Below are 14,665 nucleotides of genomic sequence, written 5' to 3' on the forward strand. Positions count from 1 at the left end.
AAATATATTTTTGTTACTTAGTTCAGGGGCAGGCCGTATCAGCGACCTGCCTTTTGACTACACCTGTTCACCAAAAATTCACCATTGGATCACTATTCGGTCATCAATACATTTTCTTCCATCACCCTTTTGGCCTTCGACCCGCAGAGCACCGTTTTCCTAGCCGTGCTGATGCTGATATTACTGCTGCTTAGTTTTGTAGCCTCAGGCGCCGAGGTGGCGCTGTTTTCGCTGCAGGGAAAAGATGTAAACATGCTGAAAACAAAACAGCATGCCGCCGCCCGCCGCATCATTACCCTGCTCGATGAACGAAAAGCCGTGTACACTTCGCTGCTTATTGCCGGTACCGTATTCGATATTTCCATCATCATTTTAGCCAATTACCTGCTTACGCCGGTGCTGCAACTGGGCACGGTACAAATCATTATTCCCATCAACCTCGACCTGCTGGTAAAAATCCTTGTGATTGCATTTGTGGTGGTATTGATCGGTAAAATTTTACCTAAAGTATGGGCTACGCAAAACAACCTGCGTTTTGCCTACAGCACTTCCGCCGTGGTGGAAGGCATACACCTGCTGATGCGCCGCATATCGCTGCGCATGGTGGATATTGCCGAAAACATCAGCCAGGTGAGCGGCGCCAACCAGCAACAAACGAAAAGCCTCCGCGAACTGGATGAAGCCATTGAAGTAAACAATGCAGAAACCAGCAACGAGGAAAAAAACATCCTGAAAGGCATCGTTAAGTTTGGCAATATTTCGGTAAAACAAATCATGCGGTTTCGGCTCGATGTAAGCGGGTTGGAATACAATACTTCGTTTGCCGATGTGCTGCGCAAAGTGGAAGAACTGCATTACTCCAGGTTGCCGGTGTACAAAGGCAGCCTCGATGAAATTGCCGGTGTGCTCAACACAAAGGACCTGCTGCCGCATATGGACAACCAACAGTTTGATTGGCATACACTAATCCGGCCCACGCTGTTTGTGCCCGAGTCGAAACTGATCAAAGACCTGTTGCAGGAGTTTCAGCAAAAGCGGGTGCATTTTGCAATTGTGGTGGACGAATTTGGCGGCACCAGCGGCATTGTTACAATGGAAGATATTTTGGAAGAAATCATTGGTGATATCCACGACGAGTTTGACGAAGAGGAAGCAGGTGTTACGCAGCTTTCGGAGAACAGCTATGTGGTTGATGGCAAAATGATGTTGTACGATCTGTGCCGCCGCCTTAACCTGCCACTCGATACTTTTGATACGGTAAAAGGTGAAAGCGACTCGGTGGGCGGACTGGTGCTGGAGCTTGCGGGCCAGTTTCCGCAACCCAATGACGTGCTTACTGCCGGCGACTTCCAGTTTAAAGTATTGGGTGTAGAAAAAAACCGCATCGGCAGCGTGCAGCTTACCATCGACGTAGGCACGGAAAAATAACAGGCATCGCTGCAACAAGTTTTGATTAAACAGTACAACGATTTTGAGACACTATTTTTTTTGGATACTGATGGTTGCCGGGTGCCTGGCACTTGCATGCAACAGCGATTACACGCCGAAGCCACGGGGCTATTTTAAAATTGGCATGCCCGATAAAAAATACAATTGGTTTGATGAGCCCGGCTACCCTTATAAGTTTGAATATCCGGCTTATGGAACGGTGATCAAAGACAGTACTTTTTTTGAGCAGCAGCCCGAAAATCCATATTGGATCAACATTGATTTTCCACAGTTTGGCGGCCGCATCCACATCAGCTACAAAGATGTGCGGCGCAATAATTTCGACTCGCTGGTAAATGATGCATTTACACTTTCGTACAAACAACATACGTATAAGGCATCGGCCATTGAGCCGGAGCCTTTTCAAACACCCAATGGCATCAACGGTGTGTTCTTTAACCTCAAGGGCAACACCGCTACTTCCAGCCAGTTTTTTGTAACCGATTCCACCGAGCATTTTTTACGCGGTGCACTCTATTTCGAAACCACGCCCAACGAAGACTCACTGCGACCCGTAAACGATTTTCTGCGGCAGGATCTGCAGCGGCTGATTGGTTCGTTGCAATGGAAGCAATAATTTGAAAACTCGGTGATTTGAAAATTTGAAAATGAGGTAGCATAGAGTAAACTGCCCCACCTCATTTTCAAATCAGCACATTTTCAAATTTTCAAATTATTCCTCCACCAGCTTCGCCAAATCAATCGGTTCCAGGCCTTTGCGGGCAGGGCCGGTAAGCAGGGTGCCGTCCGGTGCAAAACGGGAGCCGTGGCAGGGACAATCCCAAGATCTTTCGGCACTATTCCAGCCCACGGCGCATTTGGCATGCGGGCAAACGGGGTCAACGGCAAAAAGCTTTCCGCCATCGTCTTTGTACAGCGCAATCGATTCGCCTTCCCATTTTACCACACGGGCTTCGCCGGGGGCCAGGTCGGCCAGTTCGTTCAACTGCTGTTGCGAAAAACGCTTGCTGAAAAACTCCTTGATTACATCCACATTTTCTTTTACGAACTCGGTAAAACCAGCCACCGGTTTTACACGTCCTGGCCTGAAGAGTTGCGCATATTCGCTTTGCCCGGTTACAATCAGGTCGGTTAACGTTCGGGCTGCAATGTGGCTGTAAGTAATGCCATTGCCGCTGTAGCCGGTTGCTACAAAAACGTTTTCGCCTGCGCCAGGCAGGTGCCCGATGTAAGCCAGACCATCGGATGGCTCAAAATATTGAGATGACCACTTGAAGGCCACTTCTTTTATACCAAACAGCTTGCGTACATTTGCCTCCAGTTGCTGAAAGCAGGCATCCGTGTTTTCAACATGTGCCGTTTTATGATCCTCACCGCCTGCAATAAGATATCGCTTGCCTTCCACCTCCTGTGTGCGGTAGTAATAATATGGGTCTTTCATATCGTACACCAGTGCATCGGGATATTGTGCGTCATCTTCCAACATCAGCGCCATTGCATAACTGCGGTATGGATGTGCCCGGAAGTGCAGGATGTTGATGCCCGGCGGTATGTGCGATGCATACACCAGGTTTCTTGCTTTGATGGTGCCCAGCGATGTTTCCACTTCCAGCATTTCGGTGTTGCCGGTGTAGTGGCCCACGGTGCATTGCTGTAAAATAATACCGCCGGCTTCTTCAAATACTTTTGCCAGGGCATGCACATATTGTGTGGGATGTATTTGTGCATTGCGCGGGAAAACAATGGCTTTGATGTACTGATCCGAGATGGGCACCTGCGATGCATAAGCCACGTTGGCGCCGGCTTCCAGCGATGCATTCATGATCTTTTCCAGCCGGTTTGCTTCATCTTCGTTTTGTGCATACAGGTACGCATCCTTTTCAGCAAAGCCACAATCAATGTTGTAAGTGTTTACGTGATGCGCAAACAGGTCCAGCGCCTGGCGGGTAGCCCTTGCCACTGTTTGTGCACCTTCGGCACCAAAGTCGCTGCGGATGTTGTCGTAAGTAGTATCGAAAAAAGAATTGATGTGCGATGTAGTGCCGCCGGTGGTGCCAAAGCAAAGATTCTGTGCCTCGGCTACAATGCAGGATTTGCCTTGCTGCTGCAGCAATAATGCCGTGGTAATGCCCGTGATGCCACCGCCAACAATAAGCACATCAACTGGCTGTGCCGGTGGTGTGTTGGTGCTGGAAACATAATCGGGAATGCTGGCTTGCCATAAGCTGGTAGTTGCGCCGTCTCTTTTCATGGATGCATTTTTTGCATACGCTAAAAAAATGGTGCCGTAGTGCCGCCTGCTTTTGAAGAAATGGTAAACTGCCCTGATCGACGATGCATTTGTAACGATTGTTGCGGAAACATTGGCCTTTTTACCACCGCTCCTCGTCAGGAATATGCGCGTCGTTTCTAAATTGATTGCGTGATGCTAATTTTTGTTGTTGCCGTTGCAACAGCAGGCGGGCCAGCAACAAACCCGCATTTGCTTCTGGATGCTGCTGCAAAAGTTCCTTCACCATTTTTTCCGAAACATCCACGCGGTAAAGCAGTTGCACCAGCCTGTTAAAATCGTGCAGGATCAGCTCGTTGAGCACCAAACCCATGCGGTGCAGCCATGCTGCTTCGTCCGAAGCATTTGCCGGAAGCTGCTGCAGCAAAACCGATAAGTCGTTGTTGTTTTCCATGGCGTTTAAAACTTTTCAACAACGCCCAAGCCAAACAGCGCAAAATCGTATTTGGCCGGATCGGTTGGATCGTAGCGTTTGAGTTGCTCCGTTAATTCCACGCCTGCAAGCCAGTCGGTCTGGGGCCGCTGCAACAGGCCAAACCTGCGGGCCACACGGGCCACATGCACATCAATGGGGCAAATAAGTTGTGCCGGCGAAATGCCTTTCCATAAACCAAAATCCACTCCCTGCGCATCGCTGCGCACCATCCACCGCAAAAACATATTCAGGCGTTTACAGGTTGACCCTTTAAATGGCGCAGCAATATGTTTGCCGGTACGGGCCGGTGCATCGGGCAGCGAAAAAAAGTAGCGGTGAAAACCGTTGAGTGCACCTTCCACGTTTATATCATTTGGCTGCATACCGCGGGTAAAAGCTTGTTCCAACGAATGATGCTGCACATAATGATGATGCAGGAACTGCACAAAATACAGGAGGTCGGTGGGGTTAAATGTGCGGTGTTTGAAATGGAGCAAGCGGCGGAGGTCCTGCTCCTGATGCTGTAGGCAAAACATGTAGGGCGCATTATCCATTAGCCGCATCAACTCGGTGGCTTTGTTGATGATGATGGTGCGGTTGCCCCAGGCAAACAATGCCGCAAACAGTGCTGCAATTTCAATATCCTGCGGATGTGTAAACCGGTGCGGAATGGAGATAGGATCCGGTGCAATAAATGCTGGCGTGTTGTACTCTGCAACTTTTCTGTCTAAAAATTCCTTCAGGTTTTGTGGCTCCACGGAGTAAAGGTACAAGCAGGTGATTAGCAGGTTCATATTCGTTATACAAAGCATAGCATTGTATAGATGGAAGACATATTTTTGTATCTATGTTAAGCTAGCTGTAAGCAAAATATTTTTAGAAATTTGCTGTGCCGTATTTACAAAGTAATTATTTGAATTTTGTATGTTTGCAGTAATTCCCGGCGATACCATACCGTTTCCGCCAAAGGCTTAGCCTTTTCCTTTCTCCCGCCCATTCACCGATTTTTAATACGCCGGATTTTTTACTATAAAAAAATCTGTTATGGCATTGCGAAAATGCAAAAGGAGAAAGCGTATTTCCTCTTGGAATCGGAAGTTAGATGTGTTCATCAACCAGTTTATGCTAAAAGGTATTTCGTTAATAAACGAATTGTTCGATTTATGGGATAACCTAACGTGATAGGATTTTAAACTATTCCATCAAGGCTGCAACAACACAACACCCGCCTCTTTTTTCAACGCTTCCAGCATATACGTGTAATGATCCACGCCGGTCAGGACCACAATTGTTTTACCGCTATTGTTGTTGATGATCTGCAATACGTTTTGTTGCAGGCGCCGGTCGCGTTCGGTATAAAAAAGAGGTAGTGCTTCGTAGTCTGTGTTGCGCAAACGGCTGATCAGGCAATCGTAATAAGCCCGCACCAGCAAGGCATCATTGCCACGAATGATATCATTAATGCTGCCACTTTGCAACAGGGGCATGCGTTGTTTGCTGTACAGCGCACAGGCTTCCATTTTTTTACTAAACGCAGTATCGGCAGCCAGCAATTGCTGCAATGCTTTGATATTTGAATGCTCCTGCCAGTAGCGTGATGGTATTGGTTTTCCTTCCAGTTCTTTGCCCAGCCAGTCGAAACCTTTAATGGTGGCTGATGGCTGCCAGTAGCGCATCATCCACATTTCGTATGGATAGTTTTGCCGCAGGTACGCAGTATCGGCGTTTTCATCTTCGGGGCGCAGTTCCACCGCCACCACATCGGGGTTTATGCGGGCCACAATGGCTTGCAGCGTATCGTAGTTGTATTGAATGTTGGTGGCATGCATGCGGTGCAATGTGGGCAGCAGGTACACTTTGGTTTGGGCATGGGTTTTCTGCAAACAAGTTGACAGTAATAATGCAAGGAACAGTCGGAATTTCATGCTGCTGTTTTCGTGGTGCAAGCTAATGTTTTAAACCCGCTGGAGTTGTGTAAAAAAGAATCCACCCGCAGCCATTGCCTTGGGTGGATTACAACCAACAACCAATTATTTTACGGCAATATTTTTTTGTGTGCTTACATACTGAACAGCCGCATCCAACACTTCATCCCGTTCTGCAGCAATGCCTTTTATTGCGGGTGTCACCAACACATCAGGCGCAATGCCAATGCCTACAAACTCGGTTCCATCCCACAGGTAATCACGCTTGGCACATACACGGCCACCGCCGCCACCGGGCAGGTTAAACGATACCGGCTGACCGGTGCTGCTACCCGTCGGCTGGCCAAAAACTTTACCCCTGTTGATGGAGCGAAATGCACTGGTAAAGTCTTCCGCGGCGGAGTAAGTGGCAGCACCGGTGAGTAGTACCACGGGCTTTGCGTACAACTGTTTTTTATAAGGCTTCCAGTCCCAGCCGCTGATGTCAATTGTTTCCGGATTGTTCCAGGCGCGGCCCACCGGCATGTATTTGCGGATGGCAGTTTTACCGGTATAAAAAGCCTGTTTAGTAAGGCATCCCAATATTTCAAAACCGTTCTGCCCGTTGCCGCCGCCGTTGTTGCGGATGTCGATCACCAATGCATCTGTTTTGCTGATCTGCGCAAACAAACTATCAAAAATGCGCACCACACCAGTATCGTTGAACGAGTTCAGCGTGAGGTATCCAATATTGCCTTTCAGCACGGTAAAACTCGCTAATGGGTACCGCTGTTGCATTTGCTGCACCGGTATGCGTTGCAGCGTATGGGTAAACGTTTTGCCCGCTGCTGTACGCAGCTCCAGCGTTTCGTTGGTGCCTGCAACACCAGGAGTAAGCTCGTACCGGTAAATGCGTTCGGTGCTGTCTTGCGGTGTTGAAAAACTCAGGTACGGACTGATCTCTTTTTGTATGTATTCTAAAATCGGTTGTCCCCCAAACTTCACCACTTCCATCCCGGGTTTAATGTGGGCATCTTCTTTTTTTGTCGACAGGTTTTTTACAACAACCACTTTGCCTTCAACCCAACGAAGCTCCAGCGGCAGCACGGCTGCAAACTTTTGCCAGTAACGTGCAGGTTGGTAAATGGTGGTGTGGCCATCGCGGAGGTGCTGGTAAAATTGCTGCAACACTTTGTAATACGCATCGGTGTTGAGTGCAGCCGCTACACGTGGAATATAAGCCTGGTACAGGCTGTCCCAATTGGTGCCGGCAATCAGGTCGAAGTTGGCAAAGTTGAGCCGTGCTTCGGCCCATGCTTTGCCGAGGCCTGCTATTTTTTCTTCGGTGCTGAGGTGTACTTCCGTCGTGTCCATGCTGTAGTGCGGCTTTTCCCAATAGTTATGGTAAAACTGTACGTATGCAGCCGAGTCGAATGTTTTTTGTGCAAAGCTTGTATGCAGCGTGCAGGCCGCAAGTACGAGCAGTATGATCTTGTTCATGGTTGTTTGTATTGTTGGTTGGTGGAGTATTTTATGGCTGTAGCAATGTTTGTTTAAGGCAAAAACAAGCACCGTTATCAGGAATGTTTTTGGGCAAATGCGAGGATCTTTTCAGCAAACCACTGCGGCTCTTCCTGGAAGGATGCATGCCCGCCGATGTAGTGTACCACGGTTTGTTTGGGAAAAAGAAAATCTTGGTAGTGACGTGTTCCAATAGCGTAATCCTTATCGCCGGTAATAACCAGCACCGGGCATTTTACCGATCGGGTAAGCGGTGCAAAATTGGTCCAGTAATCAGCCACGCCCCACACCTTATTGGCAAAGTCGCGGTTAAAGCGGTGCACGCTTAACGTAACCGAATCGTTGATTACTTTTTCCGCAGCATTCCGAAACATTAGTTTGTACCACATGCTTCTTTTGGTCAATTCATCGTGCACAGCCCATACTTTTTCATTGAGTGGTTTTGTGGTGTCGCTTACCACGGCATGCTGCGCCATGTTCAATTCTTTCAGGCCAAACTCCAGGTGGCTGCGCATCGATGCTTCCATGTTTACGGTGCCATGTAGCATGTATAAAGCCGATACTGATTTGGGATAATGCGCCGCATAGTTGGTGATGACGATTCCGCCAAACGAATGTCCCATCACCGACCATTTTTTATAACCCAATGCGGTGCGCAATTCTTCCATATCCTGCTCCAGGCGCTGCAGGCTGTAGTTGTTGTTGGCGGCGGAGTCGGAACGGCCGCAACCACGCTGATCGAAGTACACCATTTGCATGCGCTGCTCAATTATTTGGGCACCTTCAAATGCTTCGAAATAATAGCTGGTGGAGCCGGGGCCGCCGTGTACAAACACGCAAGGTGCACCTTTGCCCGCCACCCGCACATACAATTGCACGCTGTCGGATGTAGTGAAGTAAAAAGTAGAATCCTGCGCCATGGCAAATGTGGCGGTGAACAGGAGTGTCAGCAGGAAAGCATATCGTTTCATAACTCTTTGTTTGTTGTTGGTGATACAAAGAGAATAAAACGACGGGGCGGTAAAGAATCAATCCCGACGAATGACGGATGCGGGGTGATGAACCGGCTTAGAAGGTTTACACAACAAAAAAACAGCTGGTTATTTTCCCAACCATTCTTTAAACTCCACCACCTTATCCATGCTCACAAACACTTCTTCTTTGTGTGCCGGTTGCAGCTCCAGTTTCAGGCGGCCCTTGGAGTATACATGTATTTGTTCAATGGCTTCGAGGCGCACCATCATTTGGCGGTTGATGCGAAAAAATGATTTGGGATCGAGCATTGCCTGCAGTTTATCGAGGCTAAAATCAACCGGGAAACGCTGGTTGTCGGTGGTAACCAAAAAGGTTACTTTATCGGCGCTGTAAAAGTATTGCACATCGGCAGTGTCGATGGTTTTCAGCCGCGATCCGATGGAGATCAGGAACCTTGTTTTGTATTCGGGCTCTTTTGGTTGCAGCGCCTGTAGCAATTGCTCCAGTGCCGGTTCCCTTTCATCGGTGCCGTCAACGTGCAGCCTTTTGAATTTATCCAGTGCAGCCGACAACTCTTCGTAATTCAACGGCTTCATCAGGTAGTCAATGCTGTTTACTTTAAATGCACGGATGGTGTATTCGTCGTATGCCGTGGTAAAAATAACCGGCACCTGCAGGTTGATGGTTTCAAATATTTTAAAGCTCTGGCCGTCTTCGAGGTGAATGTCCATCAGTGCCAGGTCGGGGTCGCCATGCTCTTTAAACCAGGCCACAGCGCTGCTTACCGAGGGTAGTTCGGCCAGTACTTCAATATTGCTGTCGTATTTTTTGAGCATGCCCTCCAATCGCTTTGCCGACAGGGGCTCGTCTTCAATGATCACTACTTTCATCATGCAGTTTTTATAAGCGGAATATGCACCTTGAATGTTTGTGCATCCTGTTCAATGGTTACTTTTCCTTCGGTTAGCAGCGCATACCTTTTTTTGATGTTGTCGAGGCCAATGCCGGTTGAAGTTTCGGACTGGTTGCGCCGGCTGATGTTGTTCTGCACCACCAGTTCGTTGCCCGCAGCATCAATGGAAATGATCAACGGCTGTGCCGCCGACATCGCGTTGTGTTTTACCGCGTTTTCCACCAACAATTGCAGCGTAAGCGGTGGCAAACTATATCCGGTCGTTTCGGGTGCAATGTGTTGTTGCAGTTTTACTTTTTGCCCAAACCTTATTTGCAATAAAAAAAAGTACGCATCCAAAAACTGCAGCTCTTCGCGCAGCGGCACCAAGTCTGCATCTTTTTGATCGAGTATATACCGGTAGGCCTTGGATAGTTGCAGGATAAATTTTTCCGACAGCTCCGCATCTACATGCACCAGCGACGAAAGCACACTCAGGCTGTTGAACAAAAAATGCGGGTTCACCTGGCTTTTGAGTGCCTGCAGCCGTACCTGTGCAAATTCGCGTTGCAGCTTCTCGGCTTGTGCCGTTTTTTGCTGCGCCAGGTGGTAGTAATTTAACCCCGATAAAAAAGTGTAAATAAACACCGTGGCCAACAGGTACAAACCAATATGCCTGCGAAAAACCCAACTGGCCGGATCGGCGGGATTACTGCCGGTAAGCGGCCGGTCGATGCCTTCAATAAACGCCACCAAAAACCAATAGGCGCAAAATAGAATAACGATCACTTCCAACAAGTGGCGCAACCACGAAGGCGCCCAATGCAAGGCTTTACCCGACAGCCAGATAATGCCATAGCAAATGAATGCGATGCAGGTAAGACGCGCTGTTGTAAACAACAATTCAACAGCCAGGAAGCGCAACGAAAATTGCTTGTCGATGTACGCAAAAAACAGCGGGTACAGCAGGCTCACCACGCCAATCATGACCAGCGTAATGCGGATGGGCGACACATTCTTTTGTATGAGGGGCTGTGTTTGTGCCATGGTTAAAAAAGCGGTAGTTGAATGGTAGCCTGCCCGTTGCCCAATTGTTGCAGCACCATGGGTTTGCCTTGCAGGTTGTATTGCTCCTGCAGGCGTACCAGTTGTTCGGCTGCCTGCGTGTTGCTGTCTTCTTTTGGTTGAGGGTTGTAGCTAATTAGCAGTGCAGTTGCATCCTGCGCCACGGTTACATGAAGCGGTGCTGCAGCACTCATTTTATTTTGTGCCAGCAGGTAATCAAAAACAATCATCAATGAATGTGGCAGCAACAGTTTTTCACCTGCATCCATTGTTGGTAACATTACTTGCAGCTTGTTGCCAAAACGCTCCTGCATCAGGTATAAAAACGATTGCAAAAACTGCAGTTCATCGGCCAGCGGTACCAGCGTTTTTTCTTTATGCTCCAGCAGGTAGCGGTACGATCGGGAAAGTTTTTCAATAAAGATTTCGGCCTTGTCGGCATCCACCCACACCAGCGATGAAAGTGCATTCAGGCTGTTGAATAAAAAGTGCGGGTTGAGTTTATTTTTTACGGTTTCAAACTGTGTTTGCGCATATTCTTTTTGCCACTGTAGCAGCTCCAGGTTTTTTTGTTGCAGGTATCGAAAAATGCGGAACGATGTCATGAACGCATAGATCACAATCAGCAGCGTTACATCAATGGTCAGGATCATTTTCAGCTTGCGATCGAGGAACTGCATGTCTTCTTCGGGCACTACCTGGTAGGTAATAAATACCCAGTAAAACGCCTGCATGATGGCAAAGCCCACAAGCAGTACAAAAAGAATTTCGTTTAGGAACCGCGAAAAGCTATTGGGTGCAGCGCTGTATTTTTTATTGAAATAACGAATGCTGTAATAAACAAAATACAGCACCACAAAGGTTTGCGCCATGATGGGCCAGCCCTGTCCATAAAATCCCGACCATTCTTCAAAGCGCACAAACGGGCTGCCGGAGTTAATGTACCGGTACACCACTGCCAGCAGCGTGTTGACCACAAACCCGCTGGCGATGAGTAAAAAATGCGTGTTGTTGTAAAAGGGACGGCGGCTCATGCACTGAAAAAGTAAATATAGGCACAAACAGCGTTGACAAGTATGAGCCCGTGCAGGATGCAAATAGATAGATGAGGAAATGTTATTAGTGCTGCATCGCTGCTGTTGTCATCAAGAGGGAGTGCACCACTTTGAAGCCGCCCTGCTCTTTGTTGCAAATATGGGCGCCAATGAGCCAGGAATTCGGTAAGCAGTAGTGCCGGATACAGCAGGAGTGCTGCATCCATCAGCCATTGAATGTGAAACGCAAAGCCTACTATAGGTAGCCCTAGCAGCAGGCTGCTGACGGCACATTCCTGCAGCCTTTCGGTGAAGGAAAGTGGTTGGTTGTTGCGGTTGGTGTTGCCGCCCCAAAACGTAACGGCTACGCTGTATAGCAATAATATTCCCTGGCAAATCAACAGCACCCACATAGCGTTCAGGAAACCAGTAAAATGGATTGGTCGAGCAGGATTACATTGGATGTGTTGGGCCTTGAGGTTGCGTGGCGGCTGGCACAACTGGCAAGCATGGCCAAACAAATTGCAGCAATGAGTAGTGTCCGTTTCATGCCTTTGATGTTTTGTTGGTGTAAAGTTGTGGCGCCTTACTACCGCTAAAAAACAAAGGGTGACGAATCGGCCATTTAAAGTGATGAATCCTGGATAAATGTTCCCGGGCGATGGGTGCGGAATAAAAGAAACAAACCAAATGCTTTATATAATGCAGCGGTGATTATTTCCATACTGTATTTCCACTTTGATGCTTAAAATCTTTATGAGGGTATTTGTAGCACAGCGAGATTATAACCTTGCTGCGCTACCGTTCAATTCTTGCATAAGCTTCCGGCCTTCTGTTTAGCGTGTAGCTAAAGTCTTCATTGCCCACCAGCAGGCGCCCATCATTATCAATAAAAAACAAAATATTATCATCGCCTTTTAACAGGCTTAACGGACGGGCCCATTGGTTGAAATACAGTTGGTAAACAGTGTTGCCATTTTGGTCTGTTGTTATTTTCCAGTTGCCTTTGGCCATGGTTTCTTTCCGGTATCCAATGCCACCCATCAGGAAGTGGGCCGGTGCGCCGGTGATAGAATCGGTATACAAATGAAAATACCATTTCATTTTATTGCAGGCATCGCTTTTCTGTATGCCCAGTATTTGGGGCAAAGCGTTGCAGGGCGTTCTGCCTTCAAAAACCAGCGGGCTGCCGGTAGCTGTTTGTTCGGCATGTATGCTCACTGCGTTGGCAATAACAGGTGTAGTGCTGTTTAATGCATAGCTGTAGCCACCGTTACCAATCAGCATTTTTTTATCCCGATCCAAAAAGTGAAGCACGTTGGAATTTACTTCCAATATGGTGGCGGTCCTGCCTTTGTGTTGGAGCAAATAGTAATGGTCTTTTTTGCTCAGTGTTCCTTCAAAATTCCTGCTTTGTTCGTTTGTAAATCCGGGTGTACCGGCCTTGGCCAAACCATATTGACACTGCAGTTTGAACGATGCAGGATTCAGCTCCAGCTTCCAACGGATAAAGTCGATCGAATCGGTTGCATTGATTTGTAAAAACTCCCGCACCACTGCATGTGCAGGCGTGCTGCCAACAAAAAATTTATTTTGTGTAAAGCCGGTTACAAAGAGCAGGAAAAACAAGCAGGTGAGCAGGTTCGTTTTCATAACCTTTCTGTTTAGCTACCCTTAAATATCGGCTATTAAAAGCTGAATCCATAATCTTCGGCCGGCTTTAACCAGGATTGGGGGAACATTTTTTCTTGCGCAAAACTTTGAACCAACATCATTGTATCAATATAAAAATGCGGGCCATCAGACCCGCATTTTTATAAGCATTTAAAAAAATCAACCAATCGCCTGCCGCAGATCTTCAATCAGATCAGACGCGTCTTCAATGCCCACACTCAATCGGATCAGCGAATCGGTCAACCCGTTTTTGATCCGTTCTTCGCGCGGAATGGAAGCATGCGTCATGGATGCCGGGTGGTTAATGAGCGACTCTACGCCACCCAGGCTTTCGGCCAGCGAAAACAGGTGCGTGGACGAAAGCACACGGCGTGCATTTTCCACGCTGTCGTCTTTCAGCGTAAAACTCATCATGCCGCCAAAATCACGCATTTGTTTTTGTGCCACGGCATAGCCGGGATGGTCTTCAAAGCCGCACCAGTACACCCTTTCAACGGCTTCGTGGTTGCGCAAAAAATGGGCGATCTCGCGGCCATTTTCGCAATGGCGCTGCATGCGTACATGCAGGGTTTTAATGCCGCGCAATACCAGGAAACAATCCATCGGGCCGGGCACCGCACCGCAGCTTTTTTGGATAAAATAAAGTTCGTCGCGCAGCTTTTGATCATTCAGCACCAGCGCTCCTTGAATCACATCGCTGTGGCCGCCGAGGTATTTGGTAGAAGAATGCATCACGATATCGGCACCCAGGTCGAGCGGGTTTTGCAAAAAAGGCGATGCAAAAGTGTTGTCCACCACCAGGATTAGGTTGTGCTGTTTGGCCATTGCCGATAGTGCGCCGATGTCGGCAATATTCATCAACGGGTTGGTAGGCGTTTCGCACCAAATGAGTTTTGTTTTGTCGTTGATCACCGCAGCCACGTTTTGTGCATCCTGCATATCCACGTAGTGAAAGGTGATGCCGAAGCGGGCAAACACTTTTGAAAACAGGCGGTAGGTGCCGCCATACATATCGGCGCCTGCAATTACTTCATCGCCGGGTTGCAGCAGTTTAATTACGGCATCGGTTGCCGCTACGCCACTACTGAATGCCAATCCAAACTTGCCGTTTTCGATGCCGGCCAGGGCCGCCTCCAGCGCAAAGCGGGTAGGGTTTTGCGACCGCGCATATTCAAAGCCTTTGTGGTCGCCGGGAGCTGCCTGCACAAAGGTGGAGGTTTGGTAGATCGGCGTCATGATGGCGCCGGTAGAAGGATCGGGTTCTGCACCTGCATGTATAAACTTGGTTCCTAGCTTCATGTTGTATTGATTGAGGAAAACAAATGTAGGCAGGGAAGTCGGAAGTCCGCGGTCCGAAGTCGGAAGATTGAACCATTAACTTTTTGAACCAATATTTGTTTGCATCGATCATTTTTAACGAGTATCTGCAAATCCATTCTTCGGACT

At 48.2% G+C, this 14,665-nt stretch carries 14 protein-coding genes; 2 read left to right on the forward strand and 12 right to left on the reverse strand.

Annotated features, from left to right (window positions below; translation table 11 throughout):
• Nucleotides 1-84: 84 nt before the first annotated feature.
• A complete protein-coding gene (gldE, locus tag EPD17_RS04520) occupies nt 85-1,428 on the forward strand; it encodes a gliding motility-associated protein GldE (RefSeq protein WP_240040740.1) in 1,344 nt (447 codons plus the stop codon).
• 43 nt (nt 1,429-1,471) lie between these two features.
• A complete protein-coding gene (gene gldD / locus EPD17_RS04525) occupies nt 1,472-2,065 on the forward strand; it encodes a gliding motility lipoprotein GldD (RefSeq protein WP_240040741.1) in 594 nt (197 codons plus the stop codon).
• Between the two features lie 96 nt (nt 2,066-2,161).
• Here the strand turns inward: gldD and EPD17_RS04530 are convergent, their stop codons facing one another.
• From EPD17_RS04530 to EPD17_RS04580, 12 genes are all read right to left on the reverse strand, one after another.
• Nucleotides 2,162-3,700: an FAD-dependent oxidoreductase gene (locus EPD17_RS04530; RefSeq protein WP_132052144.1), complete on the reverse strand. Its 1,539-nt coding sequence runs from the start codon at nt 3,698-3,700 to the stop codon at nt 2,162-2,164.
• A gap of 121 nt (nt 3,701-3,821) precedes the next feature.
• Nucleotides 3,822-4,133: a hypothetical protein gene (locus EPD17_RS04535; protein WP_132052146.1), complete on the reverse strand. Its 312-nt coding sequence runs from the start codon at nt 4,131-4,133 to the stop codon at nt 3,822-3,824.
• Between the two features lie 5 nt (nt 4,134-4,138).
• Nucleotides 4,139-4,927: a TIGR02757 family protein gene (locus tag EPD17_RS04540; RefSeq protein ID WP_240040742.1), complete on the reverse strand. Its 789-nt coding sequence runs from the start codon at nt 4,925-4,927 to the stop codon at nt 4,139-4,141.
• A gap of 429 nt (nt 4,928-5,356) precedes the next feature.
• Nucleotides 5,357-6,037, reverse strand: coding sequence for a hypothetical protein (locus EPD17_RS04545; RefSeq protein WP_132052150.1), 681 nt, complete (start codon nt 6,035-6,037; stop codon nt 5,357-5,359).
• Nucleotides 6,038-6,184: 147 nt separating this feature from the next.
• Nucleotides 6,185-7,558 carry a S41 family peptidase gene (locus tag EPD17_RS04550; protein ID WP_132052152.1) on the reverse strand — a complete coding sequence of 458 codons (1,374 nt, stop codon included), beginning with the start codon at nt 7,556-7,558 and terminating at the stop codon, nt 6,185-6,187.
• Between the two features lie 77 nt (nt 7,559-7,635).
• On the reverse strand, nt 7,636-8,550 hold the full coding sequence (locus EPD17_RS04555) for an alpha/beta fold hydrolase (RefSeq protein WP_132052154.1): 915 nt from the start codon (nt 8,548-8,550) through the stop codon (nt 7,636-7,638).
• 129 nt (nt 8,551-8,679) lie between these two features.
• Nucleotides 8,680-9,447, reverse strand: a complete 768-nt coding sequence (locus EPD17_RS04560; protein ID WP_240040743.1) for a LytR/AlgR family response regulator transcription factor — start codon at nt 9,445-9,447, stop codon at nt 8,680-8,682.
• Nucleotides 9,444-10,493, reverse strand: a complete 1,050-nt coding sequence (locus EPD17_RS04565) for a sensor histidine kinase (protein ID WP_132052158.1) — start codon at nt 10,491-10,493, stop codon at nt 9,444-9,446. The genes EPD17_RS04560 and EPD17_RS04565 overlap by 4 nt, the downstream gene beginning before the upstream one ends.
• Nucleotides 10,494-10,495: 2 nt before the next feature.
• A complete protein-coding gene (locus EPD17_RS04570; RefSeq protein ID WP_132052160.1) occupies nt 10,496-11,545 on the reverse strand; it encodes a sensor histidine kinase in 1,050 nt (349 codons plus the stop codon).
• A 418-nt stretch (nt 11,546-11,963) separates the two neighbouring features.
• A complete protein-coding gene (locus EPD17_RS20290; protein ID WP_262707874.1) occupies nt 11,964-12,095 on the reverse strand; it encodes a hypothetical protein in 132 nt (43 codons plus the stop codon).
• Nucleotides 12,096-12,343: 248 nt separating this feature from the next.
• The gene (locus EPD17_RS04575) at nt 12,344-13,198 is read right to left on the reverse strand and encodes a hypothetical protein (RefSeq protein ID WP_132052162.1); all 855 of its coding nucleotides are present in this window, start codon (nt 13,196-13,198) and stop codon (nt 12,344-12,346) included.
• A gap of 180 nt (nt 13,199-13,378) precedes the next feature.
• Nucleotides 13,379-14,518 carry a cystathionine gamma-synthase gene (locus EPD17_RS04580; RefSeq protein ID WP_132052164.1) on the reverse strand — a complete coding sequence of 380 codons (1,140 nt, stop codon included), beginning with the start codon at nt 14,516-14,518 and terminating at the stop codon, nt 13,379-13,381.
• Nucleotides 14,519-14,665: the final 147 nt, after the last annotated feature.

The organism is Pseudocnuella soli (assembly GCF_004347775.1).
In the GTDB taxonomy this organism is placed as follows: domain Bacteria; phylum Bacteroidota; class Bacteroidia; order Chitinophagales; family Chitinophagaceae; genus Flavisolibacter; species Flavisolibacter aquaticus.

Bases quoted from the DNA above. Each gene is read 5' to 3' on its own strand.
- EPD17_RS04530 (WP_132052144.1), bottom strand. From the start codon at position 3,700: ATGAAAAGAGACGGCGCAACTACCAGCTTATGGCAAGCCAGCATTCCC.
- EPD17_RS04535 (WP_132052146.1), bottom strand. From the start codon at position 4,133: ATGGAAAACAACAACGACTTATCGGTTTTGCTGCAGCAGCTTCCGGCA.
- EPD17_RS04550 (WP_132052152.1), bottom strand. From the start codon at position 7,558: ATGAACAAGATCATACTGCTCGTACTTGCGGCCTGCACGCTGCATACA.
- EPD17_RS04555 (WP_132052154.1), bottom strand. From the start codon at position 8,550: ATGAAACGATATGCTTTCCTGCTGACACTCCTGTTCACCGCCACATTT.
- EPD17_RS04560 (WP_240040743.1), bottom strand. From the start codon at position 9,447: ATGATGAAAGTAGTGATCATTGAAGACGAGCCCCTGTCGGCAAAGCGA.
- EPD17_RS04565 (WP_132052158.1), bottom strand. From the start codon at position 10,493: ATGGCACAAACACAGCCCCTCATACAAAAGAATGTGTCGCCCATCCGC.
- EPD17_RS04570 (WP_132052160.1), bottom strand. From the start codon at position 11,545: ATGAGCCGCCGTCCCTTTTACAACAACACGCATTTTTTACTCATCGCC.
- EPD17_RS20290 (WP_262707874.1), bottom strand. From the start codon at position 12,095: ATGAAACGGACACTACTCATTGCTGCAATTTGTTTGGCCATGCTTGCC.
- EPD17_RS04575 (WP_132052162.1), bottom strand. From the start codon at position 13,198: ATGAAAACGAACCTGCTCACCTGCTTGTTTTTCCTGCTCTTTGTAACC.
- EPD17_RS04580 (WP_132052164.1), bottom strand. From the start codon at position 14,518: ATGAAGCTAGGAACCAAGTTTATACATGCAGGTGCAGAACCCGATCCT.